At 73.0% G+C, this 13,013-nt stretch carries 12 protein-coding genes and 1 riboswitch; of the genes, 4 read left to right on the top strand and 8 right to left on the bottom strand.

The window, feature by feature from the left end; translation table 11 throughout:
• Positions 1 to 89: 89 nt before the first annotated feature.
• Positions 90 to 1,118: an ABC transporter substrate-binding protein gene (locus ACFYPM_RS07980; RefSeq protein WP_387192373.1), complete on the bottom strand. Its 1,029-nt coding sequence runs from the start codon at positions 1,116 to 1,118 to the stop codon at positions 90 to 92.
• A gap of 271 nt (positions 1,119 to 1,389) precedes the next feature.
• Here ACFYPM_RS07980 and ACFYPM_RS07975 point away from each other — a divergent pair, with 271 nt between their 5' ends.
• The 4 genes from ACFYPM_RS07975 (at position 1,390) to ACFYPM_RS07960 (ending at position 6,547) form a co-directional block, all read left to right on the top strand.
• On the top strand, positions 1,390 to 2,175 hold the full coding sequence (locus ACFYPM_RS07975) for an ABC transporter ATP-binding protein (RefSeq protein WP_387192369.1): 786 nt from the start codon (positions 1,390 to 1,392) through the stop codon (positions 2,173 to 2,175).
• 2 nt (positions 2,176 to 2,177) lie between these two features.
• On the top strand, positions 2,178 to 3,128 hold the full coding sequence (locus ACFYPM_RS07970) for an LLM class F420-dependent oxidoreductase (protein WP_387193395.1): 951 nt from the start codon (positions 2,178 to 2,180) through the stop codon (positions 3,126 to 3,128).
• Positions 3,125 to 3,433, top strand: a complete 309-nt coding sequence (locus tag ACFYPM_RS07965) for a cupin (protein ID WP_007465195.1) — start codon at positions 3,125 to 3,127, stop codon at positions 3,431 to 3,433. The genes ACFYPM_RS07970 and ACFYPM_RS07965 overlap by 4 nt, the downstream gene beginning before the upstream one ends.
• Before the next feature lie 78 nt (positions 3,434 to 3,511).
• A complete protein-coding gene (locus tag ACFYPM_RS07960; RefSeq protein ID WP_387192366.1) occupies positions 3,512 to 6,547 on the top strand; it encodes a hypothetical protein in 3,036 nt (1,011 codons plus the stop codon).
• A gap of 207 nt (positions 6,548 to 6,754) precedes the next feature.
• Here the strand turns inward: ACFYPM_RS07960 and thiC are convergent, their stop codons facing one another.
• The 7 genes from thiC to thiE form a co-directional block, all read right to left on the bottom strand.
• A complete protein-coding gene (gene thiC / locus ACFYPM_RS07955) occupies positions 6,755 to 8,347 on the bottom strand; it encodes a phosphomethylpyrimidine synthase ThiC (RefSeq protein WP_387192363.1) in 1,593 nt (530 codons plus the stop codon).
• A 17-nt stretch (positions 8,348 to 8,364) separates the two neighbouring features.
• Positions 8,365 to 9,150: a bifunctional hydroxymethylpyrimidine kinase/phosphomethylpyrimidine kinase gene (gene thiD / locus ACFYPM_RS07950; protein WP_387192360.1), complete on the bottom strand. Its 786-nt coding sequence runs from the start codon at positions 9,148 to 9,150 to the stop codon at positions 8,365 to 8,367.
• Positions 9,147 to 9,887 carry a thiamine phosphate synthase gene (locus tag ACFYPM_RS07945; protein ID WP_387192357.1) on the bottom strand — a complete coding sequence of 247 codons (741 nt, stop codon included), beginning with the start codon at positions 9,885 to 9,887 and terminating at the stop codon, positions 9,147 to 9,149. Before ACFYPM_RS07945 ends, thiD begins: the two co-directional genes overlap by 4 nt.
• Before the next feature lie 140 nt (positions 9,888 to 10,027).
• The gene (locus ACFYPM_RS07940) at positions 10,028 to 10,807 is read right to left on the bottom strand and encodes a thiazole synthase (RefSeq protein ID WP_387192355.1); all 780 of its coding nucleotides are present in this window, start codon (positions 10,805 to 10,807) and stop codon (positions 10,028 to 10,030) included.
• Entirely contained in the window at positions 10,804 to 11,004 is a 201-nt protein-coding gene (gene thiS, locus ACFYPM_RS07935) for a sulfur carrier protein ThiS (protein ID WP_357253544.1), read from the bottom strand. Before thiS ends, ACFYPM_RS07940 begins: the two co-directional genes overlap by 4 nt.
• Positions 10,995 to 12,155 (bottom strand): glycine oxidase ThiO, encoded by a 1,161-nt coding sequence (gene thiO / locus ACFYPM_RS07930; protein ID WP_387192352.1) that lies wholly within the window; start codon positions 12,153 to 12,155, stop codon positions 10,995 to 10,997. The genes thiS and thiO overlap by 10 nt, the downstream gene beginning before the upstream one ends.
• Entirely contained in the window at positions 12,149 to 12,775 is a 627-nt protein-coding gene (thiE, locus tag ACFYPM_RS07925; protein ID WP_387192349.1) for a thiamine phosphate synthase, read from the bottom strand. Before thiE ends, thiO begins: the two co-directional genes overlap by 7 nt.
• Positions 12,770 to 12,879, bottom strand: a riboswitch (TPP riboswitch). (Overlaps the previous gene by 6 nt.)
• Positions 12,880 to 13,013 lie beyond the last annotated feature (134 nt).

Raw genomic sequence — 13,013 nt, 5'->3', positions numbered from 1 at the left:
GTCCCACGGCCCCCCGGGGGCCGACGAGCGACGGGGGTACGCCCCAGCCGGAGACCGGCGGGACGTACCCCCTGGTGACGACCGGACGATCAGGCCTTCGGCGCGAGGCTGAAGTCGATGATCTGCTCGGGGGTGACGTTCTGCTTGAGCGCGCCCGCGCCCTGCAGGATGGCGATGCTCTTGGCGACCCGACCGCTGTCCAGGGTGCCGAGCGCGGTACCGGTGTTGCCGGAGCGGACGTACGCGGCCATCAGCTCCAACTCGGCGGCGGCGGCGGCCGGGTTGGCGGCGTCGACGTTCTTCTTCAGGATCTCGCCAGCCTCCTTGGAGTTGGCCAGGCTGTAATCCAGACCCTTGAGCAGCGCCGCGGTGAACTTCTTCACCATCTCGGGCTTCTCCTTGGCGATCTTGGAGGAAGTGATCAGCACGTTGCCGTAGAGGTCCTGCATCACGTTGCTGTACGGCAGCATGACTGCCTTCTTCTTGGCCACCACCTCGATGGTCGGCTGGCCGACGACGAACTGGCCGATGCCGTCCACCGCTCCGGAGGCGAGCGTGCCGATCAGGGCCTGCGCCTCACCATTGACCCAGGTCACCTTGCTCGCATCCACACCGGCGAGCCGGGCGTACGTCGGGAAGAGGTTGCGGACCACGGACCCGGGCGTGTCGGCGAGCTTCTTGCCCTCCAGGTCCTTCGGCGTGGCGATGTTCTTGCCCTCGACCGAGGCGATGCCGGCCATGGTGCGCTGCTGGATCGCGGCCACCACGGTGAAGTCCTTCGCCTGGCCGTTGCCGACCTGCAGCAGGCTGCCGGTGAGGTCGACCGGGCCGAAGTCGGCCTGGCCACCGACGATGGTCTGGATCACGCCGCCGGTGCCCTGACCAGGCTTGATCTCGACGTCGAAGCCGGCGTCCTTGAAGAAGCCCTTCTCCTTCGCCACCCAGGCGTAGGAGTCACGGCCGAAGTTGCCGAATGAGGTGAGGTAGGTCACCTTCTCCAGTCCCCCGCCCTTGCCGCTCTTGGCGTCAGACGAGTCCGACCCGCTGCTGCAGGCGGAAACGAGAGCGAGGGCAGTGGCCAGCGCGGCCGTCGCGACCGTACGGGTCAGCCTTCTCATCAGTAGCACCATGTCCTTTCCAGCCGGGGCCGACAGGCCGCCGGAGGGGGTTGTCATGACGGGCCGGCGGAAGGGGTGGAAGCCGGGCGCCGCCGTCGTGGGGGGACTCTTCGCGGGCACAGCGTACGAGAAAGCCACAGTTGCGACGCCAGGCGTATCGGGTTGCGGAACGGAAACAACCTCATGACCACCCCGCACAGTGCGATACGAGGGCAGGCCAGCTAGCCTTTGCCGGATTCCTGACCGTCCACTCAGCGGAGGTACGCCGGAGATGATCCAACTGGCGGGGGTGTCCCGTACCTTCGAAGGCCGATCAGGCCGGGTCGAAGCGTTGCGCGGCATCGACCTCGACGTCGCCGAGGGCGAGTTCGTCGCCGTGCTCGGCCGCTCCGGCTGCGGCAAGTCCACCCTGCTGCGCCTGATCGCCGGGCTGCTCCCGCTGTCCGCCGGTGAGATCACCGTGGCCGGCACGCCGATCTCCCGTCCCCGCCAGGACATCGCCATGCTGTTCCAGAAGCCGGCGCTGCTGCCCTGGCGCACCGTGCTGGACAACGTCATGCTGCCGGTGGAGATCTTCGGTTGGAGCCGCACCAAGCACCGCGAGCGCGCCCGGCAACTGCTCGACGTGGCCGGGCTGGCCGGGTTCGAGAAGCGGCTGCCGCACGAACTTTCCGGCGGCATGCAGCAGCGGGTGTCGCTGTGCCGGTCCTTGATCGGCGAGCCCCGGGTGATGCTGATGGACGAGCCGTTCTCCGCGCTGGACGCGCTCACCCGCGAGGAACTCTCCGGCGAACTCCAGCGGGTGCACATGGAGAACAAGCCGACGATCGTCTTCGTCACCCACTCGATCGACGAGGCGGTGCTGCTCGCCGACCGGGTGGTCGTGCTGAGCCCTCGCCCCGGCCGGATCCGCAAGGTGGTGGACGTCACCATCCCCCGGCCGCGCACCCTGGGCCGCAACGCCCACCTGGCCGATGTCGCACGCGTCAGCGCCGACCTCCACGAGCTGCTGATGGAACGCGACCAGCCGGCCACGGCCGGCGCGGAAGGACGATGACCATGCGGGTGTCGGTCTTCACCGAGCCGAACCGTGGCGCCAGCTACGACACGCAGCTCCGGTTCGCCCGACTGGTCGAGGCCTGCGGGTACGAGGGCTTCCTCCGCGCCGACCACTACCAGTCGATGGGCGCCGACCCGGGACTGCCCGGCCCGACGGACGCCTGGCTGACCCTCGCCGCGCTGGCCCGGGAGACCGAGCGGATCCGGCTCGGCACCCTGGTGACGTCGGCCACCTTCCGCCTGCCCGGCCCGCTCGCGGTGATGGTCGCGCAGGTCGACCAGATGAGCGGCGGCCGGGTCGACCTCGGCATCGGCGCCGGCTGGTACGAACGCGAGCACACCTCGTACGGCATCCCGTTCCCGCCGGTCGGCGAGCGCTTCGACCGGTTGGCCGAGCAGCTTGAGGTGATCACCGGGCTGTGGCGGACCCCGGCCGGGGAGACCTACAGCTTCAGCGGCGACCACTACCGCCTCGTGGAGGCGCCGGCGCTGCCCAAGCCGGTGCAGGTGCCCGGACCGCCGATCATCGTGGGCGGACGCGGACCCAAGCGCACCCCCGAGCTGGCCGCCCGCTACGCCGACGAGTTCAACATGCCGTTCAAGTCCGTGGCGGACACCGCCGCAGCGTTCGACCGGGTGCGTGAGGCGTGCGAGCGCACCGGTCGGGCGGAGTCCGGTCGTCCGCCGCTGGTGCTCTCCGCCGGGCTCGTCGTGGCCATCGGCCGCACCGACGCCGAGGCCCAGCGTCGGGCCGCGCCTCTGCACGAGAAGAGCGCGCTGCCGCCGGAGGACCCGGTGGTCGGCTCCCCGGCGCAACTCGCGCAGCGGATCGGCGAGTTCGCCGCGATCGGCGCCACCCGCGTCCACCTGCGCCTGATCGACTTCGCAGACCTCGACCACCTTGAGCTGATCGCCGCCGAGGTGCTCCCCCAACTGGACGGAGAACGATGACCGACGTGATCGACGGAACCGAACTCGGGCCGGTGGGCCAGGAGATCGTGTACGAGAACGACCGGGTCCGGGTCTGGCACATCCGGCTCGAGCCGGGTGAGCGCCAACCGCTGCACAGGCATGACCACCCATACCTGGTGGTGGCGATCGAGGGCGCGAAGAACGTCGTGCAGACCATCGACGGCACGCGCATCGACGCTGACGAGCCCACCGGTGGAGTCGTCTACCGCGACCCCGGGGCCGTGCACATGCTCACCAATGTCGGAGACACGACTTACCTGGCCCGACTGGTCGAACTCAAGTAGACCCGCCGAGCGGCGAGCCGGCGCGCCGCGCGGCGCGCCGGTGGCGGTCGAGTGTACGGGGTGCGTAACGTGCCGGACATGGCCTTTCGGACCTGGGGCAGACTGCTGCTCACGGCGCTCGGGGTGAGCGTGCTGGCCGGGGCCGGCCAGCTCGGCGTCGCGTACGGTTTCGGCATCGTCCGGCTGACCGGCGCCTTCACCGGTACGACCGTCAACCAGTGGCCCGCTCAGCTCGTCTGGGTGGGCTGGTTCGCCGCGAACGCCGCCGTCGTCGGTGCTGTCTTGACCGGACGCCTCGCGCGCAGCGATGCTCCGGCGGCCAGCACCGGCCGACAGTTGGCGATCGGCGGTGCGGCGGCGCTCGGCGCCACCGTCATCGCCCCGCTCTGCATGCAGCCCGCCCGCGCCGCGGAGTTGATCTCCGTCGACCCGGTCTGGGCGGTGGGCATCTGCGCCGTACTGGGCGCGGTGATCGGGGCGGGCGCCGCGATCGCGGTGCTGCTCCGGCCCGAGCTGGGCTGGAACATGACGGCGGTGGCCGGCGTGGTCTGGCTGCTGGCACTGATCTCCGTCCTGCCGTCGCTCGGCACGGCCGGCCCGCTGCCGACCGTCCGGCTCGGTGTGCTCGAGCCAAGCTGGCTGAGCGACTCTGCCGCCCAGCGGCTGGCGCTGCTCCTGCTGCCCATCGTGGCGCTGCTGGCCGGGACCGCGACCGCCGGGTTGGCTCGCTGGCGGGGGCAGGAGCCCCTGATCAGCGGGGCGACCGGGGTGGCCGGTCCGGTGCTGGTGGCGTTCGCCTACCTGACCGCCGGTCCCGGCGACTCGGTGGACCGCTACCAGGTGAATCCCTACTACGGCTCGCTGATCGCGATCCTCGCCGGGGCACTCGGCGCAGCCGCCGCGGCGCTGCTGCGCTGGCCGACAAGCGCTCGCACCCCGGATTCGCAGGCGATCGAACCCAGCGCCATCCTGCGCCCGCTGCCCACCGGCCCGGCCCTGCCCAACGCCGCGTCGCCGAGTCCGGAGCACGACCCGGACGCCGCCGAGCGGACCGACGCGCCCTCGGCCGTCGGGTCGCCAGCCGGCGGGGTCCTGGTCGGGGGAAAGGTGGCCGACACCACCTCAGGTCCGCGTGCCGCGGACGGCTCCGAGGGCGTCCGCACCGTGCCGGCCCACTGGGACTGGCCGACGACCACCGCGAGCGGCCAGCACGGTGCGACGCCTGCCGCTCCGGCGACCTCGGCGACCTGGCGGACCGATCCGACAGGTGAGTTCAGCTCCGGGAGGCCGACGCCCACGGCGAGCCGGGACGACATCACCTCTCCGGCGGAGACCGCCGCGATGTCCGCACCGACCTCCCCCGCCGCCAGCAGCCCGACCGACGCCACCCCGACCAGCACCACGGCCGGACGCGCCACCCCGACAGGTGGTCCCGCAGCCGATGCGCCGACCGCTCCCACCGGGACGGGCACGAGCGGTGGACGGACCGGCGGACGCAGCACCCGCAGGGACACCGCCACCTCCGCCCCGATCAGCACGGCCCGAACCAGCACGGACGGCACCGCCAGCACGGGTACGCCCAGCACGAGCGCGGCCAGCACGACAGAAGCCGGCGCGACCGCTGCCGACGCGAACAAGGCCAGCACCGCAACCACCGACACGGCCAGGACCAGCACCGCAACCACCGACACGGGCGCGGCCACCACCGCAACCACCGACACGGGCGGGGTCGAGCCTGGCACGGCCGACGCACCGTTGACGGTCAAGCCGCGTCGTGCCCGCAAGCCGAAGGCCGGCCCGCTCGACGCCACCACCAACCCCGCCGACAGCACGCCGGGATCGACGACCTCCGGCGAGCCCGGTGCCGGCACTGCCGTGCCGGACAGCGAGGGCCGGGACACCACCTCCGGCCCGATCACCGAGGCCACCCCGACCGCCGCGGCCTCCACGCAAGGACCGGCCCCGACGACCAGAACCGGTCGGACGAGAACCCCAGTGACCCGGACCGCCACCGGTCCGACCGCCACACCCGTCCCGACCACCACTGGTCCGGCGAAGACACCCGTCCCGACCACCACCGGTCCGGCGAAGACACCCGTCCCGACCACCACCGGTCCGGCGTTCGCCCCCATCCCGAGCACCAGCGGCCCGGCCGGGGCACCGGCTACCCCGGCCGGCACCAGGGCAGAGGCGATCGATCCGCCGCGTACCCCGGACGTCGTCGGCACCGGTCCCACGGCGCGAGCGGCCGAACCGGCCGGAGAGTCGACCGCCGCCGGGGCGGGCGAGACCACCAGCGCGCGGCCCGCCGAAGACGGTCCCGTCGCCAGCGGCCCGGACACGGTCCTCTGGACGCCGGCGTCGTCGTCCTGGTCGGTCACCCCGGCCTGGACCGTGCCACCACAGACGTCCGAGTCAGGAGCCACCGCAGCGGAGCCGCCGACCGGGCCGGACGAGCCGACCGGGCCGGCGCCGAAGCCCCGGCACCGGGTACCGCTGCCGGATCTGAGCCGGGCCGGCACCTGGAACGCGTTCGACACCACCCGCCGCCCCGCCCCGACGGGGTCACCGGACAGCTCACCAGCCCGGCCGGCGACGACCGTGCCGACCGTGGCCAGCGAGTTGGCCGCTCCGACCAGACATCCGGTCCCGGCGGAAGCTCCGGTCGTACCGGGCTGGGCTGGCGCCCCCACCGGCAGCCCGACCAACACCAACGACCCGACCAACACCGACCGGGCACGCACCACCGGCGCGACCACCACCGGCGACCGGGCGAGCACCAGCGGCCTGGTCACCACCGGCGACCGGGCGAGCATCGCCGACCCCACCGACCCCAGCGATCCGGTGAGCACCGACGAGCCGGCGAGCACCGACGCGAGGGTGGCCGAGCAAACCTCCCGGCGCGGACGGCTCGGCGGTCTGTTCCGCCGCAACAGGTCCCGCAGCGACGAGAAGGGCGCGGAGGCGTCAGACGCGACGGAGGCCCTGCCGACCCAGGACGAGGAGTTCGTCGACTGGGTCGCCGGTCTGGGCAAGCCGGTGTCGGACAACGAGCCCGAGCAGGAGAGCGGCCGACGCTCGCTGCGCTCCACCGGCCGGCACCACCGCGACTGACCCTCCGGCCGGCACCACCGCGACTGACCCACCGGCCGGCACCGCGCCCGGCCGCCGGCCGGAGGGCCGGAACCCCGATCGGTTGCACCTGATCCACTCGGGTTCATTGGTCTCGGGCTGTCCTAGCCGCCCGGATACCGCAATACCAGTGAACCCGAGTGGATCACCTCGGGGACGGCGGGTTCGCCGCGCTCGGCACGGCGCAGGTCAGGCCAGCGGCAGGTAGACCTTGCCTCCGCCGGAGAGGAACTCCTCCGACTTGTCCTGCATGCCGCGTGCCGCGTACTCCTTGAGCTCTTGCGTGATCTTCATGGAGCAGAACTTCGGGCCGCACATCGAGCAGAAGTGCGCCGTCTTCGCCGGCTCGGCCGGCAGCGTCGCGTCGTGGTACGAGCGCGCCGTCTCCGGGTCCAACGAGAGGTTGAACTGGTCCTCCCAGCGGAACTCGAACCGCGCCTTCGACAACGCGTCGTCCCAGTCCTGCGCGCCGGGGTGCCCCTTGGCCAGGTCCGCCGCGTGGGCCGCGATCTTGTACGCGATCACGCCCGCCTTCACGTCGTCCCGGTCCGGCAGGCCGAGGTGCTCCTTCGGCGTGACGTAGCAGAGCATCGCGGTGCCGAACATGCCGATCATCGCGGCGCCGATCGCCGAGGTGATGTGGTCGTACGCCGGTGCGATGTCGGTGGTCAGCGGGCCGAGCGTGTAGAAGGGCGCCTCGTGGCACCACTCCTGCTGAAGGTCCACGTTCTCCTTGATCTTGTGCATGGGCACGTGACCGGGACCCTCGATCATCACCTGCACGTCGTGCTCCCAGGCGATCTTCGTCAGCTCGCCGAGGGTGCGCAGCTCGGCGAACTGCGCCGCGTCGTTGGCGTCGGCGATCGAACCGGGACGCAGCCCGTCGCCGAGGGAGAACGTCACGTCGTAGCGGGCGAGCAGCGCGGACAGCTCCGCGAAGTTGGTGTAGAGGAAGTTCTCCTCGTGGTGCGCCAGGCACCACGCCGCCATGATCGAGCCGCCCCGGGAGACGATCCCGGTGACCCGCTCCACGGCCAGCGGCACGTACGGCAGCAGCACCCCGGCGTGCACAGTCATGTAGTCCACGCCCTGCTCGGCCTGCTCGATCACGGTTTCCCGGAACACCTCCCAGCTCAACTTCACCGGGTCGCCGCCGACCTTCTCCAACGCCTGGTAGATCGGCACCGTCCCGATCGGCACCGGCGAGTTGCGCACGATCGCCTCGCGGGTCTCGTGGATCCGCTTCCCGGTGGACAGGTCCATCACGGTGTCCGCGCCCCACCGCGTGGCCCAGGTGAGCTTCTCCACCTCCTCGGCGACCGACGAGCTGACCGCCGAGGTGCCGATGTTGGCGTTGACCTTGACCAGGAATGCCTTGCCGATGATCGCCGGCTCGCACTCCGGGTGGTTCACGTTGAGGGGCAGCACCGCCCGGCCGGCGGCGATCTCGGCCCGGACCAGTTCCGGATCGACGTTCTCCCGGATCGCCACGAACTCCATCTCCGGCGTCACCACACCGGCCCGCGCGTACGCGAGCTGGGTGGGACGGCGACCCTCCGCTCCGGCGAGCGGCGTACCCGCGCCCCGCACCGGCGCCACGTCACCCCGCTCGGCGATCCACGGGCCGCGCAACGCGGGCAACCCCACCTCCGGGTCCGACCCGGGACCGGACGTGTCGTAGAGCCGCACCGGCGGAAGATCCCCGGTCAGCCCCACCTCCGCGAACGGCACCCGGACATCCGGCCGTGAACCCTCGACGTACACCTTGCCTCGTGCCTGCATGACAGCCTCCCTGGTGATCAAGCGGACCAGCCGAAGTGGTCCAGCGGTCCACGCCCCGCGCCCAGCTCCCAAGCCCGTGCGCCGGTCAGCGCACGGAGCACGTACTTTTTCGCGGCCTCCACCGCCGCCGGCACCGGATCGCCCAGCGCGAGCCGCACCGCGATCGCCGCCGAGAACGAACACCCGGTGCCGTGGGTGTGCCGGGTGTCCACCCGGGGGGCGCGCAGCAGCGTCGTCACGCCGCCGCCGTGCAGCACGTCGACCGCCTCGCCGTCGTCCAGGTCACCGCCGGTGACCACGACGTACTCCGGGCCGCCGGCCACCAGAGCCTCGGCGGCCACGACCATCCCGGCCACGTCGTCCACCGGGCGTCCGGTGATGGCCGCGGCCTCCGCGCAGTTCGGCGTCGCCACCCTGGCGTACGGCAGCAGCCGCTCCACCGCACCCACCACACCGAGCCGGTGTCCACTGGTGGCGACCAGCACCGGATCGACGACGAGCTGAGGCAGCCGACCGTCCCGGGCAGCCTCGGCCACCGCGTCGGCGACCGCCGGGGTGCCGAGCATCCCCGTCTTGACCGCGCGCACGGTGAAATCCGTGAGTACGCTCTCCAGTTGCTCGACGACCGTGCGCGGCGGCAGCGGCAGCACGGCGTCGACACCCCTGGTGTTCTGCGCGGTGACCGCGGTGAGGACGCTCGTGCCGTACGCGCCCAGCGCCGCGAAGACCTTGAGGTCGGCCTGAATGCCCGCGCCGCCGCCGGAGTCTGAGCCGGCAATGGTGAGGAGTGTGCTCGGCGTCATTCTTCCTCTTCTTTGGTTGCGGTTTGGGGCTGCGGCCGACCGTGCCCACTCCGGGCGGTCAGGCTTGATCCCTGCGTGGGCACGGTCGGCCGCAGCCCCGCGCATGGGGACCTGGCCGACTCCGCGCCGGGTTTTGCGAGCTTGGGGGTGACCGCCTCGACATAGGCGCTGGTCAGGGCGGCGGCTGTCTCGGCGGGGTCTTGTGCTCGCATGATCGCGCCTAGCACCGCCACCCCGGCGGCTCCGGCCTCGACGCAGGCGGTTACCTGTTCTGGGGTTTCCACCCCGCCCAGGGCCAGCAGCGGCACGGAGCTTGACTCGACCAGCCTCCGTAGGCCGTCCGCACCCAGGGGTGGGCCGTAACCCGGTTTCGTCGGGGTGGGCCAGACCGGGGAGACGGTGGCGTAGTGCTCGGTGGTCAGGCGGTCCAGCTCGATCTCGTCGTGGCAGGAGCGGCCGACCAGGCGGTGGGTTGGCGGCGGGTACGGGCCGGCGGCGGGCAGGTGGACGGCGTCGCCGCCGAGCGGGTCGGGGCCGGCCACGACGAGGCTCCCGCCGACGTCGGCCAGGATCGCGCGCAGGCCGGCGGCGAGGGCGGCGCGCTCGACGCGGGGCAGGTCCTTCTCCCGCAGCACCACCCAACGCACTCCCCCGGCCAGCGCACCCGCGACAGCCCTCTCAAGCCCACCGAAGGCGACCAGCCGGCGATCGGTAAGCACGACAACCCCCGACGGCACCGGCCCGAACGAGATCCTGGAAGCATCGGGCCCCTCCAGGGGCAGTTTGCTTCCAAGATTCGCGGGCAGGTGGGGGGCCGGCGAGTGGGAGGCGGGCAGGGGGGAGGCGGGCGGCAGCCCTGCCGGCGGCGGCGGGGCGGTCACAGGTCGGGTCTTCCCTCGTCGGGGGTGGACGCGAGCGCGTGGAAGCGGCGCTCGATCCGGCCGGCGCCGGCCGCGAGCCGGCCCGCCTCGACCGCGTACCGCATCGCGGTGGCCATCGCCACCGGGTCCGCGGCCCGGGTCACCGCGCTGGCCAGCAGCACCCCGTCGCAGCCCAACTCCATGGCCAGGGCCGCGTCGGACGCGGTGCCGATGCCGGCGTCGAGGATCACCGGCACGTCGACACCCTGCCGGATGAGCCGGATGTGGTGCGGGTTGCCGATGCCGAGCCCCGAACCGATCGGGGAGCCGGCCGGCATCACCGCGGCGCAGCCCACGTCGGCGAGACGGCGGGCGAGCACCGGGTCGTCGCTCGTGTACGGCAGCACGGTGAAGCCGTCGGCGACCAGTTCCTCGGCGGCGCGGAGCAGTTCCACCCCGTCGGGCAGCAGCGTCCGCTCGTCGCCGATCACCTCCAGCTTCACCCAGTCGGTGTCGAACGCGTCCCGGGCCAGCCGGGCCACCTTCACCGCCTCGGTCGCCGTGTAACAGCCGGCGGTGTTGGGCAGCAGCCGTACCCCGCAGCGGTCCAGCAGGTCCAGCAGCCCGCCAGCGGTGCCCGGGGCGGTGTCCACCCGGCGCAGGGCCAGGGTGACCAGCTCGGTGCCGGACGCCCGGATGGCCTGCTCCAGCACGTGCAGGTTGGCGGCTCCACCGGTGCCGAGGATCAGCCGTGAGGTGAACGTCTCCCCACCCAGCTCGAACGACACGCCCGTCACCCGCCCTGCGCCGCGGTGAGCACCTCGACGCGGTCGCCGTCGCGCAGCGCCGTGGTCGCCCAGCCCGCCCGGGGCACCACCTCGCCGTTCACCGCGACGGCCACCCCCCGGGGTTGTGGGGCGACGACACCGACCAGGTCGGCCACGGACATCTCAGCCGGGACGCTTCGTCCGGCCCCGTTCACCGTCAACTCCACAGGTCCCCCTTCATCGTCGGTTCGGGTCCGCCGTCGGCCGCCGCGCCGGCGAACCGGTCCGGCCGGAAGGGCGCGAGCAGCGGATCGGGTACGCCGGTGAGCGCCAGGTCCGCGATCAGGTCGGCGGTGATCGGGGTGAGCACGATGCCGTGCCGGTGGTGACCGGTGGCGGCCAGCACGTCCGGCCGGCCGGGCAGGGGCCCGAGGATCGGCGCGTTGTCCGGGGTTCCTGGGCGCAGCCCGGCGACCGCCTCGACCAGGTCGTACTCGGCCAGTTCGGGCAGCAGGTCCACCCCGGCGCGGAGCAGCCGCTGCACGGCGCCGGCGGTGACCGTGGTGTCCGACCGTTCCTCGACCGTCGCACCGAGCACGACCTCACCGTCGGCGCGGGGCACCAGATAGACGTGCTCGCCGTCGGCGTACCCCCGGATCACGTGCCGGAAGCCCGGCGCGACGCCGCCGGGCGCGCGGAGCCGGAGGATCTGACCCTTCACCTGCCGCACGGGCAGGCCGGTGAGTGCCGCGGACCCGCAGCCGGCGGCGACAACCGCGACGCGTGCCTCCACGTCGGACAGGTGTCGAACGCCGTGCGGCACCAGCACCGCGCCGGCCCGCTGCGCGGCCGTGCGCAGCGCCGGCACCAGCAGCCGGGGGTCGACCTGGTGGTCGGTGGGCGCGAGCGCGCCGCCGCGCACCCGCGGGGCGAGCGCCGGCTCGCGGTCGCGCAGCTCGCTGGGGCGCAGTGGGGTCACCGGCAGGCCCAACCCCTGCTGGTACGCCCAGAGCCGGCGCGCCTCGGCCAGGTCGTCGCCGGTCAACCCGACCAGCAGGGTGCCCTCGGTGCGGTAGCCGATGTCGGCGCCTGTCGCTTCGGCCAACTCCTCGGTGAAGGTGGGCCAGCGGGCGGCGGACGCCAGCAGCAGCTCGGTCAGTTGCCGCTCACCGAAGTACGCCTCGGCGACCGGGGCGAGCATGCCGGCGGCCACCGCCGACGCCCCCGAGCCGGGTGCCGGATCGTGCACCGCCACCCGCAGCCCCCGGGCGGCGCAGCGCCAGGCGATCGCCAGCCCGATCGGCCCGGCCCCGACCACCGCCACGTCCGGCCGGGTCCGATCGATCGACGGCGCCGACGGGAACCGGCCGGTCAGCACGTCAGGGCCTCGATCAGCGTGGCGGTCGCCCGCGCCGGGTCGGCGGCGGCGGACACCGCACCGACCACGGCCACCCCGTACGCTCCGGCGGCCCGCAGCTCCGGCACCCGGGCGGCGGTCACGCCACCGATCGCGATGACCGGCACATCGACGGCGTCGGCCACAGCGCGGATCCCGGCCGGCCCGATCGGGTCCGGCAGGCCGGACTTGGTGCTGGTGGGGTGGCACGGGCCGACACCCAGGTAGGTGGCACCCGCCGCGACGGCCCCGGTTGCCGTCTCCGGCGCGCGGGCGGTGGCTCCCAGCACAGCGGTGGGGCCGAGCACCCGCCGGGCGGCGGCCACCGGGAGGTCGTCCGCTCCGATGTGTCCGCCGGCCGCGCCCACCGCCAGCGCCACGTGCAGCCGGTCGTTGACCAGGCAGATCGCCTCGTACGACAGGCAGAGCGCCAAGACCCGCCGGGCCAACTCGTACGCCTCGCGGTCGGTGGCGGAGTCCTCGACCCGGACCTGCACGACCAGGTCGGCGCGGGCCACCGTGAGGGCGGCCCGGACCACGGTGAGCGGGTCCCGGCCGGGTCGGGTGTCGGTGATCAGATGCAGTCGCCCCAGGGACGGCACGGCAACTCTCCTCCCTGCGCCGGCATTATCCGGATCAGGTTCGACGGTCGGGGGCTGTCAGCCCCCCTCTCAGCCCGGTACACCGGGCTCCCGTGGGTTACTTGCGTGTCACCGTACGACAGATCCGTCGGTCTGCCAAGGCGAGGTTCGGCGGCGGCCGGCGGGCGGAACGCACCAAATCGAGCTAGATCTGTGTGGCGGTTCGTGCGGTCCTGTTCGGAATGTCGCCTGCCGTTGC

The organism is Micromonospora sp. NPDC005203, from assembly GCF_042872705.1.
Lineage (GTDB): Bacteria > Actinomycetota > Actinomycetes > Mycobacteriales > Micromonosporaceae > Micromonospora.
The sequence above is the reverse complement of the archived record's forward strand: the minus strand, read 5'-3'. Positions and strand labels throughout refer to the sequence as shown.

Coding starts and splice junctions, on each gene's coding strand:
- thiD (WP_387192360.1), bottom strand. CDS start 9,150: ATGACGCCGAGCACACTCCTCACCATTGCCGGCTCAGACTCCGGCGGC.
- ACFYPM_RS07975 (WP_387192369.1), top strand. CDS start 1,390: ATGATCCAACTGGCGGGGGTGTCCCGTACCTTCGAAGGCCGATCAGGC.
- ACFYPM_RS07960 (WP_387192366.1), top strand. CDS start 3,512: ATGGCCTTTCGGACCTGGGGCAGACTGCTGCTCACGGCGCTCGGGGTG.
- ACFYPM_RS07965 (WP_007465195.1), top strand. CDS start 3,125: ATGACCGACGTGATCGACGGAACCGAACTCGGGCCGGTGGGCCAGGAG.
- ACFYPM_RS07970 (WP_387193395.1), top strand. CDS start 2,178: ATGCGGGTGTCGGTCTTCACCGAGCCGAACCGTGGCGCCAGCTACGAC.
- thiC (WP_387192363.1), bottom strand. CDS start 8,347: ATGCAGGCACGAGGCAAGGTGTACGTCGAGGGTTCACGGCCGGATGTC.
- ACFYPM_RS07980 (WP_387192373.1), bottom strand. CDS start 1,118: ATGAGAAGGCTGACCCGTACGGTCGCGACGGCCGCGCTGGCCACTGCC.